The sequence below is a fragment of the Sphingobacteriaceae bacterium genome (assembly GCA_002319075.1).
Taxonomy (GTDB): domain Bacteria; phylum Bacteroidota; class Bacteroidia; order B-17B0; family Aurantibacillaceae; genus Aurantibacillus.
The window spans coordinates 717,885-743,507 of record NVQB01000001.1 but is presented as its reverse complement, the minus strand read 5'-3'; the positions used below and the strand labels follow the sequence as shown (position 1 = coordinate 743,507).

At 40.1% G+C, this 25,623-nt stretch carries 9 protein-coding genes; 8 read left to right on the top strand and 1 reads right to left on the bottom strand.

What is annotated here, in order from left to right:
* Positions 1-55: 55 nt before the first annotated feature.
* The 8 genes from CNR22_03315 (at position 56) to CNR22_03280 (ending at position 22,678) form a co-directional block, all read left to right on the top strand.
* Positions 56-5,332, top strand: a complete 5,277-nt coding sequence (locus tag CNR22_03315; GenBank protein ID PBQ30842.1) for a hypothetical protein — start codon at positions 56-58, stop codon at positions 5,330-5,332.
* Positions 5,333-5,686: 354 nt separating this feature from the next.
* On the top strand, positions 5,687-12,049 hold the full coding sequence (locus CNR22_03310; GenBank protein ID PBQ30841.1) for a hypothetical protein: 6,363 nt from the start codon (positions 5,687-5,689) through the stop codon (positions 12,047-12,049).
* 85 nt (positions 12,050-12,134) lie between these two features.
* Positions 12,135-13,502 (top strand): hypothetical protein, encoded by a 1,368-nt coding sequence (locus tag CNR22_03305; GenBank protein PBQ30840.1) that lies wholly within the window; start codon positions 12,135-12,137, stop codon positions 13,500-13,502.
* A 30-nt stretch (positions 13,503-13,532) separates the two neighbouring features.
* Positions 13,533-14,606 carry a hypothetical protein gene (locus CNR22_03300; protein PBQ30839.1) on the top strand — a complete coding sequence of 358 codons (1,074 nt, stop codon included), beginning with the start codon at positions 13,533-13,535 and terminating at the stop codon, positions 14,604-14,606.
* Positions 14,607-14,763: 157 nt separating this feature from the next.
* The gene (locus CNR22_03295) at positions 14,764-16,680 is read left to right on the top strand and encodes a molecular chaperone DnaK (GenBank protein ID PBQ30838.1); all 1,917 of its coding nucleotides are present in this window, start codon (positions 14,764-14,766) and stop codon (positions 16,678-16,680) included.
* A gap of 415 nt (positions 16,681-17,095) precedes the next feature.
* Positions 17,096-18,910 carry a hypothetical protein gene (locus tag CNR22_03290; protein ID PBQ30837.1) on the top strand — a complete coding sequence of 605 codons (1,815 nt, stop codon included), beginning with the start codon at positions 17,096-17,098 and terminating at the stop codon, positions 18,908-18,910.
* Positions 18,911-19,020: 110 nt separating this feature from the next.
* Entirely contained in the window at positions 19,021-21,336 is a 2,316-nt protein-coding gene (locus tag CNR22_03285; GenBank protein PBQ30836.1) for a hypothetical protein, read from the top strand.
* Position 21,337: 1 nt separating this feature from the next.
* Positions 21,338-22,678, top strand: coding sequence for an MFS transporter (locus tag CNR22_03280; GenBank protein PBQ30835.1), 1,341 nt, complete (start codon positions 21,338-21,340; stop codon positions 22,676-22,678).
* Positions 22,679-22,844: 166 nt separating this feature from the next.
* Here CNR22_03280 and CNR22_03275 read toward each other — a convergent pair whose 3' ends face one another.
* Complete coding sequence (locus CNR22_03275) at positions 22,845-25,490, bottom strand: hypothetical protein (protein ID PBQ30834.1); 2,646 nt, start codon at positions 25,488-25,490, stop codon at positions 22,845-22,847.
* Between the last annotated feature and the right edge of the window lie 133 nt (positions 25,491-25,623).

Genomic DNA, 25,623 nt, shown 5'->3' with positions numbered 1-25,623 from the left:
TAATTTTTGTTTACCAGAAGTAAACTTTAGGTTAGAAGATTTGCTGCATAAGTCCGTGGTAGCTATTGATTTATATGGTATTTTAGATGAGAAAAATAACCCTAACTCAAAATTTCTAACCCAACAAAACCCCCCCAACATGAAAAAAACCATTAAATCGTTATGCCTGATTGTGGCATTATTTTTAATTACGGGCGCAAGGGCCCAGTTAACAGGCACCTACAATGTGCCTTCCACTTTCACTTCCGTAGCCGCTGCCATTAACAGCTTAAACGTTGCAGGCGTAAGTGGTGCTGTAACTATTGAAGTTACTGCTGGATATACAGAGACTGTAACTGCAGGTGGCTTTACTTTAAACACCATTACAGGAGCGTCTTCTGCAAACACTATCACTTTTATGAAAAGTGGTTCAGGCGCAAACCCAATGTTGGTTGCTTATACAGGCGGAACAGCAGTTCCTTCTTCTGATCTCCAGGATGGTGTTTGGAAGTTTGTCGGATCAGATTACATCACTATTGATGGAATTGATATCAGCGATCCGAATACAAGCAACCCTGCAACTATGGAGTTTGGTTTCGGTTTCTTTAAAGCCAGTGCTACTAATGGGTGTCAGAATAACACTATCAAGAACTGTCACATCACTCTCAATCGTGTAAACAACGACTTTGGTTCAAGCCCGGCAATGGACGGGTCGAGAGGCATCGACATGGTTAACGCACAGGTAACGACGCACACTACCGCTGAAACACCAAGCTCTGCAGCAGGAGCCAATTCAAACAATAAATTTTATTCTAATATTATTGAGAATTGTAATTTCGGGATCACCATCACGGGTTATGCAGACTCAACTCCATTTTCTTATGCTGACACCGGAAATGACATTGGCGGTTCTACTTCAGCTACAGGAAACACAATTATCAATTTTGGTGGTGGATCAAACGCCGTGGCCGCAGCAGTGCGAACCGAAAGACAGTATAACTTAAATGTAAGTTACAACGTTATCAATAATAATAATGGATCTGGAATAGATCATCAGATAGATCTAAGGGGAATTCACGTGGCTGCTGCACAAAGTGCTAATGCTTCCATCACCAACAACACCGTTACATTGTCCAGCGGTGCTACAAGCGGTGGTGAACTTCTTATCGGTATACAAAATGCATCTGGTTCAACAGCGGCGAGTAATTCCATCATTATCACCAATAACCTAATCACCAGCTGTACTTTCACTGGTGCTGTAGATGGCGTTTTTTACGGGATACAGAATTCGGCTTCAGCAGCTTATTTAAGTATTTCGAACAATCAGCTGCTCAATAATTCGACGGATGATACAGGTTACGGTACATTCTTTGATATTTACAACTCAGGAGCTGTAACAACTTCAGTCGATATAGCCAATAACCTTGTTGATGTGGGAACGTTTAATGGATCAGGGAACTCGATTTTTGCCTCTGGTATTTATAACGCCGGCGGAAGTACTACATCTACCATAAGTATTACAACTAACACACTTCAAAATGTAAACTTCACAGGCGCTATTGGTACCGATCAACAACTAGATTTGATAAAAACCAACACCTCAAGAAGAGGAGCCTTTAATTTTTCTGGAAATATCTTTAATAACATTTCGGTTAACAGCGAGGGTGATGTTGCTCTTATTCACAATGCCAGTGTAACAAGGAATGTGAATGTTAACAATAATGCAATCGTTACTGGGTTTTCAGCAAGCACAGACGGATGGGTTTTTGGTTATCTCTTTGACAATTCACCTATTTCTGGTTCAGCGAATGCCATCGGAAACTCCTTCTCAAATGTGACATACTCAGGACAAGGAAGCTTCTGGGGTATTTATCATTCAGCAAGCATAGATCAGATTGCTAACGTTTCGGGTAACACAATCTCCAATATCAATGCTCCGAGCGGCAGGGCTGTCGGTATTCAACACTCTTATGGTAATTCAGGAAGTTCTGTGTCGGGAAACACGATGACTGCGATCAGCGCTGATTATGCATACGGCCTTTTTGTTGGTTACGACTCGGGGTCATACTCGGTTACAGCAGGTGATAATCTTATTCATTCTGTTACTACTACAGACCCAGCCGGAGAAGCTATAGGTTTATTCGTGTTTTCAGGCGATGAAGTAGTAGTGACTAAAAATAAAATATACGACATTATTGGTAATGGTAATGACAATTATATTGCGGGTATGTATATTTCTTACGGCGGCACTGTAACAGTAGCTAATAATCTTGTTGGCGATATAAAGGCGCCAACGGCTGACTTCGGCAATTTATGGGGTATTTATGCAGGCGATGCTGATAATACAAACTTATACTACAATACCATTAACATCGCAGCAACAAGTTCAGGATTGGATTTTGGAAGTACCGCATTGTATACATCCGACTATACTAAACTGGACATGAGAAACAACATTGTTGTAAACACATCTACAGCAACGGGTACCGGAACTGTGTTTGCACATGTAAGACCATCTTCAGATCTTTCCAACCTTGCTCTTACTACTAACAACAATTTATATTATGCAGGAACGCCTTCTGCCGCAAATTTAATGTACTACGATGGAACGAGTTCAGTGCAAACTTTAAATGCTTACAAAATAGCAATGGGTGTGCGCGAAGCTTTATCTGTTACTGAGAATCCGCCATTTATCTCTATTACAGGGTCAACCGCAAATTACCTGGATCTTAGCACTTCAATTATTACGCAAGCTGAATCGGCAGCTTTACCAGTTGCTGGTATAACAACAGATTTTGGCGGAACTACAAGAAACGCCACTACACCGGATATCGGTGCATGGGAAGGAACTTATCTACCATTTGTTTGTACAACAGCTGTTGGTGGCACTCTGGCTACTTCTTCGGCTACTATTTGTGCCGGGCAAACAATAACTGCTACTTCCAACGATGTGAGTTTCGGCATCGGTACAACCTATCAGTGGAAGGTAGGAGCAACTGCAGGAGGACCTTATGCTCCGCTTACAGGTGGCACGGGCTCAAACACGCCTAATTACACCAGCGATCCTCTGGGAGCCGGTGTTTATTACGTAGTTCTTGAAACAGCTTGTCCTGCTTTAAGTTTAACCGCTCTTTCAAATGAAGGCACACTAACGGTTAACGCGTTGCCGACAGCTACTGCGTCAGTAAATACGTCTTCGCTTTGTGCCGGACAAAATTTCTCTTTAACGGGTTCGGGAAGTGCAAGTACATATATGTGGTCTGGCCCTAACGGGTATACCAGCACGACGCAAAGTCCTTCTTTTGCTGCAGCAGACGCAACTATTTCAGGAACCTATATGTTGAATGTTTTGAATGCTTTCTGTTCTTCAGCTCCAGCTTCAGTTTTTGTGAAGGTTTATCCTTATCCCGCAACTCCAACTATCACGGCTGGTTCAGCTTCTATCTGTCCTGCTGGTTCTACCACTTTAGTTGCCAGCGGCGTGGTTTCTGCATCTGCAACGCTGATTGTTGGAACAGAGGAATTTCAAAACAGTAATACAGATTACCCGGCTCCCTACAGTGTTTATTATGGTGGACAAAAAATGCAAATGTTGGTACTTGCCAGTGAGCTTTATGCCGCTGGTTTTGTAGCAGGGTCCCCTCTAACCAGTATTCAATTTCCGGTAGTATCTCTCGAAAGTAACTGGGGAAGTTCTTTAACAGAAAATCAAAACTTCCAGGTAAGCATTGGAACTACTACAAATAGCAGCCTCACAAATTTTGAGACAGGTCTTACAACTGTTGTAGCACCTTCAAATTTTACTCCTGCTGTGGGTTATGGCAATACACATAATTTTTCAAGCGCTTTTTTATGGAATGGCTCAGAAAATGTGGTTATCGAAACTACATTCTCTAATTTTATGACCGGTACTTCTTCTGACGCAGTTATTCAATATAACACTTCTACAAGTTTTCAAAGTACTATTCTTTACCGTGCAGATGGAGAGACTGCCCTGGCAGTGGCTTCAGCAACCGATGTAAATAGTTCTTTTAATGCGCGTCCTGATTTTAAATTAAACGGAACATCGGTAGGATCTATGGTTTGGAGTCCTTTAACAGGTTTATCGGGTATTACTGATCATAGTGTTGTGGCAAGTCCAGCTGCTACAACCGTTTATTCTTTAACTGCATCTTTAGGGGGTTGTGCTTCCACAGCAAGTATCGAAGTAACCGTGTTACCTGTGCCTGTTCTAACAGTAGCGGCTACTTCTACAGCGGTTTGTCCTGGTGACGCCTCTACTTTAACAGTGAGTGGTGCTACTTCATTCTCCTGGAACCCAACAACTACAACCAACACCATTTCAGTTACCCCGTCTTCTACAACGGTTTACACTGTAATGGGACAAAATCAGAATTGTGCTGTTGTTTCAGAAACAATAAGTATTTCAACTTTCTCTCTGCCAGTTGTAACAGCAGCTACTACTCCAAGTGTGATTTGCTCGGGGCAAAGTGCCACGTTAACAGCGAATGGTGCTGCTACCTATATATGGGTATCTGGCCCATCTACCAATTCATACGTGGTAAGTCCGACTTCAAATACTACTTATTCTGTAACAGGAACGAGTGCTGATGGATGTATTGCTCAAGCTGCTTTAGCACTTACTGTAAATTCAGGACCTCCGGTAACCGTTTCTCCGGCTACTGTAAGTGTGTGTATGAATGCAACAGCAAGTTTTACCGCTGCAGGTGCCACAACTTACTCGTGGACTACAGGAGCTACAACCGCTATGGAAACTGTTACGGTTTCTGCTTCAGGTGTGTATACGGTTACAGGTATCTCTAATGGCTGTGCAACCAGTAAAACAGTAGCTGTTACTGCATTTGCTTTACCAGTAGTAAATGTAAGCCCCGCTTCTCCAACTATTTGTACCGGTAATTCAGTAGTACTTACTGCAAGTGGTGGAACTGCAACTTACTCATGGACTTCTGCAAGTGCAGGTGGCGCCAGCTTATCGGTTAACCCGACGGCTAATACTTCTTACACAGTTACCGGGGTAGATGCTAATAATTGTTCCACTAAAAAAGTGGTAAGTGTAATTGTAGATGCTTGTACAGGTATTGATAAACAAAACCAGGTATTGGCAAATGTAAGCTTGTTTCCAAATCCTTCCACAGGATTGATTACAGCTAACTTTGGTTTTGAAGGCACAAAAGAAATTCTTGTTCTTAACTCTGTTGGAGCAAAAATCTATGAAACTTCTACAAACGAAACAAGCACAAACTTCGATCTTTCAGGTTTTGCAAAAGGTGTTTATTTTGTTAGTGTAAAATCAAATAACTCTGCTGCGAATTACAAAATTGTGATTCAATAATTATCAACCAATCTTCTAGATAAAAAAGGCTGTTCAAATGGGACAGCCTTTTTTATTGGATGTCAGTTAAAAAAAAGAAATTAGTTAATCAAAAAATGCGCTAGTTATGTTTAACTATTAATTTCAAATTTCTCGCTTGTTATAACAGGGAAACTCAACTCATCCTGAAAATTCTATCTACCTTAAAATCAATTAGTTGCTTTGCTTTGCGAGTCGGCCAGGAAATTCTGACATGCAAATTCTCTTCTTTAAATGTTAAATAATTACTTTAATAGTTAAATTTTCATAGTTTAGTAAAACGGTAACATTAGGTTAGCGAATTAATATCCCAAAAACAAAAATAAATAAATCCCTATGAAACAAACTACTCGTACTCTTGTAGTTTTACTTGCTATTTTTTTTGCTCGTAAAATGAACTCTCAATTGTCTGGAACCTACGCCATTCCTGGAACTTACACCAGTATCGCCGCAGCGATAAGTGATCTTAATTCTTTAGGAGTTAGCGGACCTGTAATTATGAATATATCTGCAGGGTATACTGAAACGGTCGTTACAGGAGGTTTCACCTTAAACGCCATTACTGGCGCATCATCCGCTAATACTATTACTTTTCAAAAAAGTGGTGCCGGTGCAAATCCTCTAGTTTATGCCTACACAGGCACGGCCACTCCATCTTCTGCAGCACAGGATGGTGTGTGGCGTTTTGCTGGATCAGATTATGTAACCATTGACGGCTTGGATATTACGGACTTGAATACAACAAATCCCGGAACCATGGAATTTGGTTACGGTTTTTTTAAGGCCAGTGTTACAGATGGTTGCCAGAATAACACGATACGGAATTGTGTTATTTCTTTAAGCCGCGTAAACAACGCTGCAGGTACAGCCCCCGCAACAGACGGATCAAGAGGAATTGACGTGGTTAACGCTACTATCTCAGCTCACACTTCGGTTTTAACCATCACATCCGCGTCTGGATCTAACTCCAACAATAAGTTTTATGGAAATACCATTCAGAATTGCAATATTGGCATAGCCATGATAGGTTTCGCAGCCTCGACTCCGTTCACCCTTGCTGATACAGGAAATGATATTGGAGGAAACTCTGCTGCGACAGGAAATACAATTATCAATTATGGTGGAGGCGGAACAACTGCTTCAGCGGGTATTAGAACATTGGCTCAATACAATTTAAACGTTGCATACAATACGGTGAATAATAACAACGGTGCAGGTTTATCTCATGCGGGTGATCTGAGAGGAATTTACATCAATACGGCAACTAGCGCAAATGCGTCCATTTTAAGCAATACCGTTACCCTAAAAAGTATTGGAACCACCGCGTTGCTTACAGGAATACAAAATGCGTCGGGTTCTACCGCAGCTTCAAATACCATAACAATTAGCGGCAACCTTGTTACTAACTGTTCTTATACTACCGCAACCAGTGGTGCACTAGGAGGTATAATAAATTCAGGGACGGCGTCAAGGGTCAATATCACAAATAATATATTGACTAATACTACTTTTACCGGAACAGGAACTTTTACAGGAATTGATGGCGGAGGTGCTTCTGGAATTATGGTGAACCTTTTAACAAACACGGTTACAGCAAATGTTCATTCTGGAAGCAACGCAACGTTTTATTGCATGAGAGCAGGCACAGCCTCGGTTACGGTGAGTGGAAATAGTGTAACCAATAACGCGATCAATGCTACCTCTGGTAGCAGCTCCAGTTCACTGTACGGATTTTATGATATCTCCAGTCCTACTTATGAAGTCTACACGGATAATTTAATTGATAATCTCACTATTTCAGGAGGTTCGACGGCTACGGGTCATGTGATTTACGGTTTATATTCAAATACTTCGGGTTCTTCTGTAAAAACATACAGTGCAAATAGAGTAAGCTCACTTTCAATCGCAAATGGATTAGCGGGTGGAACTATTTATGGAATTTTTCACGCTCTCACCGGCACCACAAATATTTTTAAGAACAAATTTTATGACTTCAGTGCTGGTGGAGCAGCGGGGGTTACTTATGGTATCTATGTGAGTTCTGGTGCTCTAGTGTCGGTGTATAATAATCTTGTTGGAGATATGAGAGCTCCGGCTAGTAATGTTGCTACAGCCGTAGCAGGAATCTATGTTAACGGTGGTACTACGTCAAACATTTATTATAACACTGTTCATTTAAATGCAAGTAGTACTGGAACGCTATTTGGTTCCGCAGCGCTTTATTCTTCTACGACGCCAAATCAAACTTTAAGAAATAATATTCTCATAAATCTCTCTACTCCTGTTGGAACGGGTTTGAGCGTTGCATACAGGCGAAGTTCAACCACTTTGACATCCTACCAGTCTGCATCTAATAATAATTTGCTTTATGCGGGCGCCACAGGAACAAGTAACCTCATTATGTATGACGGAACAAATAGTTATCAGACGCTTGCTGCTTTTAAAACCGCTGTAGGTTCTTCGGATGCCAATTCAGTAACAGAAAATACAGCTTTCTTTTTTACTACAGGACCCAATGCAAACTTTCTGCATATAAATAATACTTTCACTACAGTGGCTGAAAGTGGCGGGTCAAACATTGCGGGCATCACAGACGATTTTGACGCCCAAATCAGAGCAGGTAATTCAGGCTACTCGGGCACAGGAAGTGCTCCGGATATTGGTGCCGATGAAAATGAACCAAATCTTCCTACATGTACTTCTGTAAACGCAGGAACTATTGGAGTAACCTCTTATACTCGTTGTTCAGGACAAACCATAGCTATAAATTCAGCTGGCACTGTATTGGGTGGAGGTACTACTTTTCAATGGCAGGAGTCTACAACTTCCGGTGGCCCTTATGTAAACGTAGCCAGCGGTTCTGGGCTTAATTCACCAGCATTAACATCCGGCAGTTTAACAGCTGGAACACATTATTTTGTTTTGCTTTCAACTTGTCCGGCAATTTCGGGAACAAATATATCAAATGAAGTAACTGTTCTTGCGAGTCCAACTCCAACTGCAAACGCGTCTATAGCAGGCAGCAATACAGTTTGTGCTGGTAGTAATTTAAACTTGAATGGTCTTACAGATGTCGGAACAAACTTTAAGTGGACCGGACCAAACGCCTTTATTTCAACTTCTCAAAATGCTGTAGTTTCTTCATTAAATTTATTTTCCGGAGGAATTTATACGTTGGTTGTCTCTGCAGGCAATTGTTCGGTAACCGTTTTTTCTCAGAATGTGACCATCTTATCGGGACCGTCTATCTTAACGGTAACACCTGCGAGTGCATCTATTTGTTCAGGATCAAGTCAGACTATTGGTGTAACAGGTGGTCTTATTCCAATTTTTTTAACTAGCGGAGTAAGCACTAATACAAATGTTAATAGTTCTACAACATATCCTTCTCCTTACTCTATCTATTTCGGAGGACAGCGTTTTCAATTTATGGTGCTGGCTAGCGAATTGACCGCTGCGGGATTTTCCGCCAATTCTGCTATAACAGGAATAAATTTACCAATAACTTCATTTGGATCGAACTGGGGATCAACGCGATTTGATGCTCAAAATTTTAAGGTTAGTATTGGAGCAACTACTGCAACTTCACTAAGCGCGTTCATCACTACTTTAACCACTGTGTATGGACCAATTAATTACTCGCCAACAATAGGCTACACTAACCTGCATAATTTTTCATCCTCTTTTGTTTGGAATGGATCCGATAATATTGTTATCGAAACCGCTTTTTCTAATAATATTTCAGGTGCTACTGCAGATGCAGTTTTTACTCCGACAACAGCAACTTCTTTTCAGAGCAGTATTAGTTACAGAGCTGATAATGTTACAGCGGCAACACTTTATACGACCTCTACTGTTAGTAGTTCATATAACTCAAGACCTGATTTTAAATTATATGGGTTAGTTCAAGGTACTTACAATTGGTCTGCGGGTTTATCAGCTGCCACAGGAGCTTCTGTAACGTCAACGCCAGCGGCTTCATCAAATTACACGGTCGAGGTTTCTTATGGGACTTGTTCCGTAACTAATGTTGCATCAGTAACTGTTCTGAATACACCCACTGTAAATCTCGCAAGTACAAATACTGTATTATGTGGCGGTGCTTCTGCAACACTAACAGCTAGTGGTGCATCTTCTTATTTATGGAACACGGGAGCAACCGGTTCTAGTATAGTTATTGCCCCGTCTACTAATAGTGTTTATTCTATAGTTGGAACAAACTCTCCTTGTCCTATAACAGGATCTGCTAATATTAGCATCACTGCTACAAATAATCCAATAGTAAACATCTCCGGTTCATCCGGAATTTGCACCGGCCAAACAGCCAGCTTAGCTGCTAGCGGTGCCTTAACATATCTGTGGAACACGGGATCTACGAGTGATAACATTACCGATACACCTGCGGCTAACACAACTTACACAGTAACAGGAACAGATGCTTTAGGTTGCTCAACCACCACTACACAATTAGTTACAGTGGCTGCTTCATTATCTATTTCCATTGTAGGGCCATCTACTATTTGTCTCGGTCAAACTGCGGTATTGCAGGGTAACGGTGGCGTAACCTATGTATGGGATGGAGGCGCTACAACAGCTAGTATCTCTATTAATCCTACAACAAATACAACGTACAGCGTCATTGGTTCGTCAGGTACCTGTTCTAATACAGCCATGCTTACTGTTACAGTAAATGCAAATCCTGCTTTTTCCATTACAGGAAATACAACTATATGTTCTGGTAACACAACCACATTAACCGCAAGTGGTACAGCAGCAACTTACTCATGGAATACGGGAGCTCCAACAGCTACAGCAGCAGTATCGCCAACAGCAAATACAACTTACACTGCCACAGGATATAGTTCTGCAGGGTGTGCGGTTGTGCAAACAGTGGCGGTCGTTTCCAATTCCGTTCCTGTTATTTTGATAGCTTCAACGGCTTCAGCTGTTTGTGTAAATTCTTCGGCTACTTTAACTGCCAGTGGAGCGAATACCTATACATGGATAACGAGCGGCAGTCCAACTACAACAGCATTATCGGTATCTCCAATTGCAACTACAATCTATACCGTAAATGGAACTAACGCCGCGAATTGCGCGTCGTCAAAAACAATAAGTATTACTTCTAATTCTTTACCTGTATTAAGTGTTGCGCCCGCCTCGGCAACAGTGTGTGCCTTAACAGCAGTTAACCTTACCGCAAACGGAGCTAACAGCTTTACCTGGAGTGCTTCAGGTGGCTCAAACTCCGCTGCGTCGTACACACCTGCATCTTCTACCGTGTATTCTGTATCAGGAACTAATTCTTTAGGTTGTGTTGGAACCAGCACAGTATCTGTAACAACAAACACTTTGCCTGTTATCAGTATCTCACCGGCGTCAGCAACTCTATGTTCTCTTTCCCCTGCTACTTTCTCAGCATCTGGAGCTAACTCTTATGTTTGGAACGGTTCAACTCTGGGGTCAACCTTTACATCCATTTCAGCAGCCAGTACCGTTTACTCAGTTACAGGTTACAATGCTAGCAACTGCGGTGCTACGCAAACTGTAGCTGTTATCGCGCTACCACTGCCTGTAATTGCAGTAACTCCATCGTTTGTAACTGTATGTGAATTGTCTACAGGAATATATACTGTTTCGGGTGCTTCAACTTACGTTTGGCAGGATAATTCTACTGCTACCACAGTGGCAATTACTCCAACTGGCGTAACGTCTTTCTCAGTACTGGGTACCGACGCTAACGGTTGCACAGGCCAGGGTTCAGCAGTTATACTTACTACTCCTGCTCCAACACTTTATGTAACTCCGGCCTCGGTTTCGGTTTGTCCGAATACGGCGCAAAGTTTTACAGCTCAGGGAGCGCTTACTTATACCTGGAGCAATGGTCCTAATACAGCTACCACTAGCATTACGCCGTCTACCAGCGGAATTTACACCGTTACTGGAGCAAACGGCGGGGGGTGCACAGGAACCGCAACCGTTAATATTACAACCAAAGCAGTACCTGTAATCGCGATCACCCCGGCCTCTGCTTCAGTATGTTTGAATAGTCCGGCTTCTTTTACCGCAGCCGGTGCTGCCACTTACACCTGGAATACGGGAAGTAACGCTGCAGATATTTTTCTGACGGCCACTACCAATACAGTTTTTACGGTGTCGGGAAAAAATGCCATAGGTTGCACCGCTTCCGCCACTGTAGGTTTACATGTATGGCAGCCACCAGTTATTAATTTAACAGCTAGTTCTATGACACTTTGTGCTAAAGAAACAGTAACGCTGAATGCTGCCGGTGCTGCAACTTATACCTGGTATCCATTTAATGTTACGGGATCTGTATTAACAAACGCTGCTTCAAATACTTTCCAGTACAACATCGTGGGCGTAGATGTTAATGGCTGTAGTAACACAGCTTCTATAACTGTAGTAGTGGATAAATGCACAGGTATTGCTAAAAATTCTTCCCTCAACAATGCTGTGCGTATGTATCCGAATCCTTCAACAGGAGTTTTAAATGCTGAATTTGATTTCGATGGTACTAAAAATATTATTATTACAAATTCTACAGGTGCTACGATTGCCGTTATGAGTACCGAAAACAGGTCAGAAAGCTTTAATTTATCGGAAATGGCTAAAGGCGTTTATTTTGTTAAAGTAACAACTTCATCTGCCTCAGCAAATTATAAAATTATTGTTCAATAAATTTTTAGTGATTGGAAATGAAAGGCTGCTCGTTAGGGCAGCCTTTTTTACTTTATATACCACATAAAAAAATTATCTTTATCCAATGCTTAACAAACAGGCCTTGCATACTTTATTAGATCTCGATCTTCCTCATGGGTTTTCGGAAGTGCTGATTTATGCAGAACAACTCACCACACGTTTAACTTATGCCTGTGATTTCATTTTCAAACATTCTCTCAGGGTAAACTTTAAGGTCACTTCAGATTCGGATTTTTTTAAAGCTTCGAAAGCTGTACGCATTAACTATTCTTCTACAGAGATTTCCGGAGTATTTAAAGTTCTGCCAAACGGTTTACTTCAGCAAAAGATGGTTTCAGAAAAAAGACCACTACCTTTTATCAAAAAGGGACTCCTTTATTTTTATGAATCTGAAGAAAATCAAGATCTTAATTACGATATTTTTTCATCTGTCTTTTATTTTATCTCACGTTACGAAGAATGGCAGACCTTCGAAAAAGATAAACACAAAAGATTTGAAGCAAAGGCTTCTATTTTATATTCCGGAAAATTCCATTTAAAACCCGTTGTAGATCTTTGGATAAAAGAATTTGCAGAGTGCTTAACTAAATTTTATCCTGAATTAAAATTTCCGGAAAAAAAATTCAAGGTAATAAGTACTATTGATGTTGATAATCTTTTTGCTTACAAAGCGAAAGGCGCTATAAGAACGATCGGTGCAACGGCTAAAGATATTCTGAAACTGGACTTTAAAAATTTGAAGGAACGTTTGCTTGTGTTATCAGGTAAGAAAAACGATCCTTTTGATATCTATGCTGAAGTTTCTGACTTTTGTTTCGAATCCAGAATTCCACTCATTTATTTTTTCCTGTTCAGAACGGGTACTCCCCACGATAGAACGGTAGATCCCGCCTATGGTGCCTATCAACCTGTTTTTAAAATTTTAAAAGAAAATCATGCGCTATTCGGACTCCACCCTTCTTATGAATCTTCGGAAAAAGAAGGACTAATGAAAGCGGAGATAAAAGATTTCAGGCTAAAGACAAAAGAAGAGATTACTCTTTCGCGGCAACATTATTTGCGTTTCGACATAAAATCTACGCCTGCATTATTACTTGAAAACGGCATAGAGGCAGATTTTACCATGGGCTATGCTTCAGAACCGGGCTTTCGTGCCGGTACCTCACATCCCTTTTATTACTACAATTTTAATTCTGAAAAAGCTGAGGAGCTTTTGTTTGTTCCTTTTTGCGTTATGGATGGCGTGTATACGGTTTACGAGGATCTTTCTCCGCTTGTGGCTTATGAACAAATGCTTCAGCTCGCAAAAGAAGTTAAATCTGTAAATGGATTTTTTATAAGCGTGTTTCATGAGCGCAGTTTTTCCGACCACTTATATGAAGGATTTGGCATTTTATATAAAAACCTGCATTCCACTTTAAAAGGCCTTTAAGGGTCCGAAAATTGCAGTATCTTTGGCTACATGAATTTCTTAAAAAATAGCCTCTGTTTAATCTGCTTAGCAGTGATTTTTCTATCTTCTTGTAAAAACGACATTGAACTAAATGCTCCTTACAAAGAATACCCAAGTGTTTACGCAGTTTTAAATCCCTTTGAAAAAATTCAGATGATCCGTGTAAACAAGGTGTTTTTAGGCGAAGGGAATGCGAATACAATGGCAAAAGTGGCGGATTCTATAAACTATAAACAAGATGAGATTACTGTCAGTATTAAGCATTCTTCCAATCCTCATGTTATTCTTTTCAGAGATTCTATGGTTACCACTTCTGAAGGGGCTTTTAATACCAATCAACGCGTTTACGTAAGCAATGAGAGGCTTGATACCACCGGCTTTTATACGCTAACCATAAAAAATACACATACCGGAAATGTTTTTACGGCAACGGCCACTGTTATTCCTCGCATTAATGCCAGAGAAACTTCTGGAATATTGGCCGCCCCTTATTACCCTCTTGATCCTGCGGTAACCTCGGGGCGTATAAATTTTAGCGCTCAAAATCCCACAATTGCTGTAGGAGGTACTTATTTTTTACCCGTTCAAAACGCTAAAATTTATCAGATGACAATTCGCAGCCATTTTTATAATGATCTGAATGGAGTGGATCGTAGTTACGATTATGTAGATTTTGATTTTAACGATATTAAAACGACACGTTCGCTGAGTGGAACAAGCTACATGTTTACAAATTTTAAATCGGGAGATTATTTTACGCAAATTGCTCAATCTCTCTCGAAGAAGAATTTACCCGCGGTGCAGGGCAGAAAAATGTATTTAATCGAAGTTTTTGTATGGGCCTCGAGCCAGGAATACGTTGATTACATGGAGTATATAAAGCCTTCATTCGGAATAAATCAGAATAAACCTTTGTACTCTAATTTCAAGGATAATTCAGCCTTAGGTCTTTTCACTTTTAGAAGTACGCTTACTGTTTTGAAGGAACTTGACCCTGTATTTATAAGTTCCTTCTCAGGGAACGTGAATACTTGCCAGTATAAATTTTACAATGATAAAAACGTTGTTTTAGGCTGTAAATAACTGCCAGAATTAGCGTTCCGGCGCCCTTTTCAAGCCAAATTATCTCTTCTTTTCCGGCCTAAATGACAGTCTGGCAGAATTTTGTTAAATGATCCATTTGGCATATTTATTGAAAGCCCTAGGCAGAAATTAATAGTAATCATAATAGATAAATAAAATGGGAAAAATAATAGGAATAGATTTGGGAACCACAAATAGCTGTGTTTCAGTTATGGAGGGTAACGAACCTGTGGTTATAGCTAACAATGAAGGAAAACGTACTACCCCTTCGGTAGTTGCTTTCGTTGAAGGTGGAGAACGTAAAGTTGGTGATCCTGCAAAACGTCAGGCGATCACAAATCCTACTAAAACAGTTTATTCAATTAAACGTTTTATGGGACATACTTACGATGAAGTAACAGAAGAAGTTAAACGTGTGCCTTATGCAGTTGTAAAAGGTGATAACAATACTCCGCGTGTTCAGATTGATGACCGCAAATACACACCACAAGAAGTTTCGGCAATCATTTTACAAAAAATGAAAAAAACGGCTGAAGACTATTTGGGTCAGGAAGTTACAGAGGCTGTTATTACGGTTCCTGCTTACTTTAATGACGCACAACGTCAGGCTACTAAAGAAGCAGGTGAAATTGCCGGTTTAAAAGTAAAACGTATCATTAACGAACCAACTGCTGCTGCTCTTGCTTATGGCATGGACAAAAAGAATCAGGACATGAAAATTGTTGTGTTTGATTGTGGTGGTGGTACGCATGACGTTTCAGTTTTAGAATTAGGTGATGGTGTGTTTGAAGTAAAATCTACGGATGGTGATACGCACTTAGGTGGGGATGACTTTGACCAGGTAATCATAGATTGGTTGGCTGACGAATTTCAGAAAGAGGAAGGATTAGATTTACGTAAAGATGCTATGGCATTGCAACGTTTAAAAGAAGGAGCTGAAAAAGCAAAAGTTGAGTTGTCAAATACAACTTCTACTGAAATCAACTTACCCTATATTATGCCGGTTAACGGTATGCCAAAACACTTGGTTAAAACTTTAACCCGTGCAAAATTTGAACAGCTAGCGGATAGCTTAATTCAACGTACTATTGCTCCTTGTCGTTCTGCTTTAAAAAATGCAGGTTTAGAGACAAAAGATATCAATGAAGTTATTTTGGTTGGTGGATCAACACGTATTCCTGCAATACAAGCTGCGGTTGAAAAATTCTTCGGAAAAGCGCCAAACAAAAGTGTAAATCCTGATGAGGTAGTTGCTTTAGGTGCAGCAATTCAAGGTGGTGTATTAACCGGTGAAGTAAAAGATGTGTTGTTGTTAGATGTTACTCCTTTATCTTTAGGTATCGAAACAATGGGCGGCGTATTCACTAAATTAATTGAGTCGAATACAACAATCCCTACAAAAAAATCACAGGATTTCAGTACAGCAGCAGACAATCAACCATCTGTACAAATCGTTGTTTATCAAGGTGAGCGTCCAATGGCAAAAGATAACCGTAAGTTAGGTGAATTTAACTTAGACGGAATTCCTCCAGCACAACGTGGTATCCCTCAAATTGAAGTGACTTTAGACATTGATGCAAATGGTATTTTAAACGTTAGCGCAAAAGATAAAGCAACAGGCAAATCACATAACATTCGTATCGAGGCTAAGAGTGGTTTAAGCCAGGAAGAGATCGATCGCATGAAACGTGAAGCAGAAATTAACGCAGACGCTGATAAAAAAGCGAAAGAAGAAGTTGAAAAGTTGAACGAAGCAGATACCAATATCTTTCAAACAGAAAAACAATTGAAAGAATATGGTGATAAAATTCCTGCTGAGAAAAAAACAACTATTGAAAATGCTTTAGCAGAATTAAAAACAGCTCATGCTGCAAAAGATCTAGCAAAAATAACTTCTTCTCTTGAAGCTTTAAATGCAGCTTGGGGCGCAGCAAGTGAAGATATGTACAAAGCACAGCAACAACAACCTGGTCAGGATGGTGGAGCAAATCCAAACCAAAATGCAGGTGATCAAAGCAAACAAGGCGGTAACGCTGAGAATGTAACAGATGTTGACTTTGAAGAGGTGAAATAATTTTTGAAACTCTAAATAAAAAATCCTCCCGGTTTACCTGGAGGATTTTTTTATGCCCCAGTGCGAGTAAAAAAATCCCAACTGTTGAATTTTACCCCAAAACACAAAAAAGTCTCATTAATTTTTTAACCTTTTTTTTGAAAGGAGTATCTTTCATTAACATCTAAATCCAGCATTCCCTTCTGTTGGCTGCAGTCCTTTATTTTAGAGGCTCTCAAAGGTTTTGAAGCGAATTCTGATCGCGAAAAACCAGGAATGGGCCCTGATTTTTTTTCAAATAATGAGCGGAAAAAATTTTACCCCCAAAGCGAAGTGCTAAAAGTTAAATCAGTTTTTTGATTTTTTAAAACGGTAAACCTGCAACAATTATTTGGCATAGTGTTGGTCCTTACAATGCGAACTTAAATACTACCTTATGAAATTGAAATTACTTTCCAAACTGCTTTCGTTAGCAGGTTTATTTACCTGTGTGAGCGCAAACGCGCAGGCGCCTGTCGCTGGCTTTTCTATTAATTCGAATACCATTTGCGCAAAGGAATCTGTTCAGGTAACAGATATTTCAACCAATGCGCCTACGGCCTGGTCATATAGCATTAACGGAGTTTTTGCATCAAACTCTCAGGCACCTGAATTGTTTTTTCCGACAGCAGGTACCTATTCTATCGATCTTGAAGCTACTAACGGTTCCGGAACAAGCGCTATTCACACTGAAACACTTTTAGTGCAGGCTTTACCTATAATAACGGTATCGGGAAATACTTTGATTTGCACTTCTGCCGCCAGCACTCTCAGTGCCAATGGTGCGGACACTTACAGCTGGAGTTCTGGTCAGTTTGTGAGTACTGTTACCATCACACCTGCTCTTAATTCCACCTATACCTTAGTTGGATCCAGCACTCTAACGGGTTGTTCGGATACAAGTTTTGTTGCTGTTGCGACACTTCCGCTTCCAACAATTACCGTGAGCAATGGCACAATCTGTGCGGGACAATCGTTTACAATAAATCCATCAGGGGCTTCCACTTATACCATTCAAGGGGGGCAAACCGTTGTGTCTCCCACCATCAATACGACCTACATGGTGAGTGGAACAGATACAAACACAGGATGTTCAGATTCAGTTTCTCTTCAACTGTCGGTAAATGTACTTTCCTTAACTGCTTCAAGTGGAAGTGTTTGTTCTGGACAAAGTTTCACGATAGTGCCAAGCGGCGCTGTTTCTTATACCTATTCAAGTGGCTCAAACGTGGTAACTCCAACTACAACCACAAACTATACGGTTACGGGTGCTGCAGCTAATGATGGTTGTTCAGATACTGTTATTGTTACAGTTAGTATTACACAATCTCCAACTATCACGGTTAATTCGGGCAGTTTATGCGCTGGAAGTGTATTTAATATTCAACCTGCCGGTGCAGCCAGTTACACGTATTCCAGCGGATCGAGCACTATTGCACCTGCAACAAACACCACGGTAGTTGTGGGGGGAACCGATCCCTTAACAGGCTGTCCTGGCTTTGCTACGGTAACAATCAACGTAGTTTCTTTACCTGTAATATCTGTTGCGAGTGGCAGTATTTGTGGGGGAGATTCGTATGTTCTTTCACCACAAGGTGCATTTTCTTATACCTTCTCAAGTGGTAGTCCCACCGTATCACCGCTTGTTACTACAAGTTATACCGTTACGGGAGCCAGCGCAGAAGGATGTAAAGCGCAAAACACACTGGTAGCAACTGTTGTTGTTGCTGGTGTAAAGCCAACAGTATCTATCACGCCCTTACAAAGTAATCTGGTTTGTTTGGGACAAACAATTGTATTAAACGCTATTGGTGCGGGCACTTATTCATGGAGTACCGGAGCAACAAGCTCAACCGCTGCCATTACACCAACAGTTACAGCGCTCTATGGCGTTACCGGAACAGATTCGTTTAATGGCTGTTCCGATTATGCAAGTATTCTCCTTTATGTTAGCGATTGCACAAGCATTGAAAAAGCGTCGTCCGACATACAATTCAATCTATATCCGAATCCAACCAACGGCGATCTAATTGTGGATGCAGAAAAGGATATGATTTTAAGTATTGTTAATACCATCGGACAAATTGTTTATAACCAAAATTTAACCGCCGGAAAAAATACTATTTCTTTAAATGATCAGCCTCAGGGAATTTATTTTGTTACACTCAAACAAAATAACACCACCAAAACAGTTCGCATAATTAAACACTAGGCAATACAAAATTAGATGGTAACCCCGCTTCTTTTTAAGAAGCGGGGTTATTTATTGGATGACGTTTTTCGAAAATACGAATTGACTTGATTTTCTTATATTTGGGTTTAATGACCGGTAAAGTTCATAAGTCTACCAGCCTTGCAGCACTGTTTTGCCTGTTTGCTGTTCTCAGTCTTATTTTGGAATTCTTTTTAATCAGCGCTCTTCTTTGTGTGTGTGCATTTTTTATGGCGCTTAAAGAGTTATCCTCACACACGAGTAAATTTCAGTTTATTACAATTTTTATTGCTTGCTGTTTGTTGGGATTGGCGATTGATTTTCCGAATCAAAATTTTCCGCTTACGGTTATCTCTATGGCATTGCTCGCGGCGGTAACTGTTGCGCGTATTGCATTCTTCCCGGTTTTTTCATACACCCTGTATTCGTGGTTTGAGCCGGTTTTTTTGCTGACATCATTTTTACTTTTCCTGAGTTCCAATCTTCTTTATCATCACGATTGGCAAGCGTATCTTCTGCCTTTGCCCCTTTACGTGTTCGGCGCAGTTTTTTGCTTGGGAACGCTAAAAGATAAAAACCAGCTTCTTAAAAATTCGCTTCTCGGTTATCGTATTCAAATTGGAAAACTGGCCAACGATTTTGAACTACCCGATCAAAATGGAACTATTACAAAACTTTCAGACTATAAAAACGAGAGGCATGTGCTCCTTATTTTTGTACGTGGCGATTGGTGTCCGGGTTGTCACATGATGCTCAGAACCTACGAAAAAAACAATGATAAATTTAAAAGTAAAAACGTATTAGTTATTGCCATTGGCCCTGATCCGGTGGGAGTGAACCGGGCCATGGTCGAAAAATTAGGGGTCGATTTTAAAGTTCTTTCCGACGAAGGTCAACGCACCGCTATGATTTACGGTGTGCAATTAAAAGAATACGATAATAAATTTGCAGATTCTTACAAGGAGGGAATTCCTTTACCGGCGTCATTTCTCATTGATAAAAGCGGAGTTGTGCGGTATGTATCAAGGCCTGATAAAGTAGGTGAGTTTTTAAATCCGTCTTTGATATTTCCAATGGTCGATCAACTTGATAGTTTATATGAAGAAAGTAAAAAAAATATGCCACTTGAAAAAGAGGGCTTCGCTGCTTTAAAAACTAGTTTACCTGGACAAAAGTCAGATGCTCAGGAAATTAAAATAGCAGCTTTGCAAAAAGAACTAAATAATTATCAGAGCATTATCGACCAGGCAAACGACGCCATGATCGTAATTGATATTGTAGACGGAAAAATTCATCAAACCAATCCTAGTGCTGCTAAATTACTTGGCTATGAGACATCGGAACTGTTGCAGCTTTCTTTGTTTGATCTTCATCCTCAAGAATTTTTGAATAAGAGTTCGCAAATAGTAGCCGACGTTTGGGAAAAAGGTGGTTTAATTTACACCGATATTCCTTTTGTTACAAAAGCCAGGGAAATTATACCGGTAGAGTGTTCTGCCAAAGTAGCTCCTTTCTCCGGTCGACCGGCCATTGTTATTTACGCGCGCGATATCCGCGAGCGGTTAAAACTCCAGCAGGAGATAACAAACCAAAGAAAATTAATCGACGAAAAGAGTAAAGACATCAGCGATAGTATTGAATATTCTAAAAGAATTCAACGTTCTGTTTTTGTGGATAAGGAAAAATTGAAAATACTCGCTCCGGAATCTTTTATTTTATTCAAACCGCGGGATGTTGTAAGTGGCGATTTTTATTGGTTTAGTAATTATACTATTAAGTACGACTATCAGAATGAAGCGGGAGATAATTACATTGCAGGAACAGAAATTCTGGTGGTAGCAGCGGTAGATTGCACCGGGCATGGAGTGCCTGGAGCCTTTATGAGTATTATTGCAAATACTTTATTAAATCAAACGCTAACACAGGTTTCAATTCCCACTCCGGCAAACGCATTAGATTATGTAAATACAGAACTAAAAAAGAAGTTTAATAAAAATGAAGGAGATACGCCGATCAGAGACGGAATGGACATTGCTTTGTGCTGCATCGATAGGAAAGGAATGTTGATGGAATATGCAGGTGCAAACAATCCGGTATACATAATAAGGGGCGAAGAAATTATTATTCTGAAGGCCAATAAACAACCTATTACAGCCTCTCCCGAAGCGGCACTTGCACCCTTTACAAATCAGCGCATCGAAATAAAAAAAGGGGATAAGATTTATTTATTTACAGATGGCTTTGCTGATCAGTTTGGAGGCGAGCATCAAAAGAAGTTTATGTATAAAAATTTTAAAGAAATTTTATTGTCAATGAAATCAACTTCTATGGAAGAACAAGGAAGGATACTTGAAAAAACCTTTGAGGACTGGAAAGGTAGTTCTGCGCAGATAGACGATGTTTTAGTAATAGGAATAGAGATTTAATATGCAGGCAGCACTTCCTTTTAAAAAACAAATTTCCTATGGTTTCGGCATGATGGGCTGGAGCATTATGATCAATCTCATTAGTGTAATCCTTGTTTATTTATACCTTCCTCCCGAAACAAGCGGACTGCCAAAATTAATTACGCAAGCAATAATTTTCGGCTTTTTTAATGTGATTGCCTTAATTACAGCCAGTGGAAGGTTGGTAGATGCCATTGTCGATCCTTTTATCGCTCAGGTGAGCGACAGTAGTAAGAATCCAAAGGGAAGAAGAATCCCAATGATGAAATTAGCAATTCTTCCTTCTATGGTTTTTTGTTTTCTTATTTTTTATCCCTTAAAGCAAGAAGAAAGTGGTCTGAATATTTTCTGGTTAGTGATATGTCTTATCGGTTTTTATGTTTCTTCTACAACATATATTATTCCGTACAACGCGTTGCTTCCTGAACTGGCGCCCACTGCCGAAAGTAAAGTGCGGATGTCTACTTTTCAGTCTATTGGTTATGTAATGGGAATAGGGGTGTCCTCCAATGTTTTTAACCTCACTGATTTTTTACAGAGTTCTTTTGCAGTTGCTTCACGAATTTCTGCTTTGCAGTTAAGCGTTGTTTTTATGGTGCTTTTGGCCGCAATCTGTATGTTGGTAACGGTGCTGTCGATCGATGAAAAAAAGTATTCGGTAAGTGTTCCTAGCGCCGTACCTTTGAAACAAGCGCTTTTTCAAACCTTAAAAAACAAAAATTTTCTTTTGTTTATAGTCGCAGACTTCTCTTATTTTATTGCAGTCACTATTATCACCTCCGGACTTATGTATTTTGTTACAGTGCTTTTGCCTCTGAAAGAAAACGTTGGAAATAAATTAATGATAACAATGGTTTTGGTGTCTTTTATTTTTTATCCTATCGTGAATTACCTCGCAAAAAAAACCGGTAAGAAAGTTATTGTAGTAGTTTCTTTGGCTTTATTGTCCTTCGTTTTTTTAGGAATTTTTTTTCTGGGTAAAATGCAGATTTCTCCATTACTTCAAATTTACTCCCTCATTACGTTTGCAGCTATCCCACTTGCCTCTTTAAACATATTGCCAAATGCTATTCTTGCTGAAATTATTGAAAAGGATAGTCTCGAAACTAAAGAGAATAAAGAAGCAATCTATTTTGCTGTGCGCTATTTCTTTGTGAAGATTGCACAAACTTTTGGAATTGCATTATTCGCTATGTTTTTAATTTATGGAAAAGATGTAGGAAATGATTTTGGTATTCGCCTAAACGGAATTATGGGCTTTGTGCTTTGTTGCCTGGCCGCAATTATCTTTACCAGATTTAAAGAAACAAAATTAACTTAGCAGCAAAAATAGGCCACCTGCAAGATTGTCACGAATCCTACTTAAAATTTATGATAAAAAAAGAGTCTGTTTCAAAATTTTGAAACAGACTCTTTTTAAGTTAATGGATGACAGAAATAATTTTTTGAAATTCTAAACTTTTAATGGGCACTACTTATAAAACCTTTTATTCTTTAATTAACTTAAAAGTTTTCGAGCCATTGCCGGCTTCTGCTTTCAAAATGTAAAAGCCATTCTTAAAGGCGGATAAATCTATTTGTTGTTTTCCTTCAGATAATTTTTCGCTCAACACCATTTTACCCAGGGCGTCATAAACTGAAACAAGTAATGTGGTTTCTGAGTTTACAGAATAAATGCCGTTACCAGGATTAGGAAAAATACTAATCGTTAAAGGGGCTTTTGCTTGTTGTGTAACACCTGTACACTCGCTTACATCTTGTGTAAACAGTAGAGTGTTTTGACATCCATTAGCATCTGTTGCAGCCAGTGTATAAGAGGTGGTAACTGCCGGGGAGATGGTTATTACAGACGAGGCAGTAGTAGCATTCCAGGTGTAAGTTAACGCTCCGTTTGCAGTTACAATAACAGATTCTGTAGCGCAAATAACAGATGAAGTGCTACTGGCGGAAAGTGTTGGTAACGGGTTTACTGTAATTGTAGCTACGGCAGTATTTGTGCCAATACAACCCGGGCCTACTGATCCGGTAACACTGTAAGTTGTATTACTTGTTGGTGATACCGACGCAGAACCACTGCTGAATGTGTAAGTTGAAGCACCTCCCGGTATCAGCACAAATACGCCACCTGCACATATAGCACCGCTATTTACGGTGATGGTTGGGTTTGTCACAACAGTTACGGTGCTAATGGCAGTATTAGCTGCAATGCAACCTAAAGAACTTGTTCCGGTAACAGAAAATACACTTGTAACAGCTGGAGAAACAATGTTTGATCCGCTGCTAAATGTAAAAGTGTCTGCTCCGCTTGCTATGATTGTGAAGGATTGACCGGTACAGATTAAACCACTATTTACAGTAAGGGTTGGCGTTGTGTTTACAGTTAATGAAAGTGTTGCTACATTGGCACTTAAGCAGCCATTAGTAGCCGTTCCATTCACCGTGTAAGTTGAATTTATAACCGGGCTAACAGTTGAACTTCCTCCCTCAATGGTATACGTATCGGCTCCTGATGGAACTATTGAGAAAGAATTACCAGAGCATATTGTTCCATCAGTAACACTTACAGTAGGGGTGGTATTCACAGTTACATTTGAAGTAGCTGTATTTGCACTCACACAACCGTTAGACGCGGTACCATTTACAGTGAAACTTGAATTAATTAACGGACTTACAGTTGTGCTTCCGCCATCTATAGTATACGTACTGGCACCTGATGGAAGTATAGTGAAAGAGTTGCCGGAGCAAATTGTTCCGCTATTAACACTAACGGTTGGTGTTGTGTTTACGGTTAAATTAGCGGTGGCTGTATTTGCACTCACACACCCGTTTGCAGCTGTTCCACTAACGGTATAAGTTGAGCTAATTAACGGGCTCACGTTTGTATTTCCCCCTTCAATGGTATAAGTATTGGCACCTGATGGAATTATAGAGAAAGAATTGCCTGAGCAAATTGTTCCGTTATTAACGCTAACTGTTGGAGTTGTATTAACAGTTAAATTTAAAGTAGCAGTATTTGCACTCACACAACCGTTAGAAGCTGTGCCATTCACAGTAAAAGTCGAGTTAACTAATGGACTCACGTTCGTATTTCCCCCCTCAATCGTATAAGTACTGGCGCCTGATGGAATTATAGAAAATGAGTTGCCCGAACAAATTGTTCCATCATTCACGCTTACCGTTGGCGTTGTGTTAACAGTTAAATTAAGAGTGGCGGTATTTATACTCAAACAACCGTTGCTAGCCGTTCCTTTCACGGTATAAGTGGAGTTAGATAGAGGACTAACATTTGAGTTTCCTCCCTGAATCGTGTATGTATCAGCTCCCGACGGAATTATTGAAAATGAATTGCCACTGCAAATTGTTCCATTATTTATTGAGACTGTTGGCGACGGATTCACGGAAATAGAAATTGAACTTGTATTAGTAGCGCTATTCACAGCAACCGAGTAAGTTGTAGTAATACTTGGTGACACGGATGTTGAATATGTAGATGCACCGTTACTCCATGTATAAGTGGTAGACGAAGCGTTATAATTTATCCGGCCGTTCCACACACGCGGCGAAAATGGTGACCCGGTGAAAGGATATTCAAGGCCTATACCTTCTATGAACTGAAGATTAGCATCTGAAGAATAAACTGAACCAGCCGTGGTGCCATTACTATAGTTGAGCGCAACCGCTGTGTTATTAGAAGTAACGTAAAACGCATAGGTTTGACCTGCAGGTATTACTACGTTTATAGCAACAGGTACGGGAGTTAAATTCCCAAAAGGTTGCGCTGTAACTGCCGCACTTCCAACTAATGTCCAGGACGTTGAAGCATTTTCAAAACCAGAGTAAGTTCCCGCTTTGTAATATATTTCGATAGTGGTATTGCCTTGCGGATGCGCGTCAAAACTGGTTATTGTGAGGGTATTAATTGCAACGAGGTTAAACATGTTACCTCTGTGGTTATTGCCGCCAGCCAATGTTGTGTTTAGGCGGGTGGGCGGTGCCACAAGAGTTACACTTTGTCCATCACATACTAAAGTGGAGCTCGCTGTAATTTGGCTTTCGCACTTTAAATAAGTGCCAAATGCAAGAAATAGTAAAAGTTTTTTCATTTGTTTGGGGTTAAAATTTTTCGAGGCCAAAGATAATTAAAAACTGCACAGATAGTAAAAATAGCACAGTAATAATATGTTTTATAAGAATTTGATAACCTAAACCAAATTTACTACTTGTCTCTTTTATTAATTCTTGTCAAATTATTAATGGGACACTTAT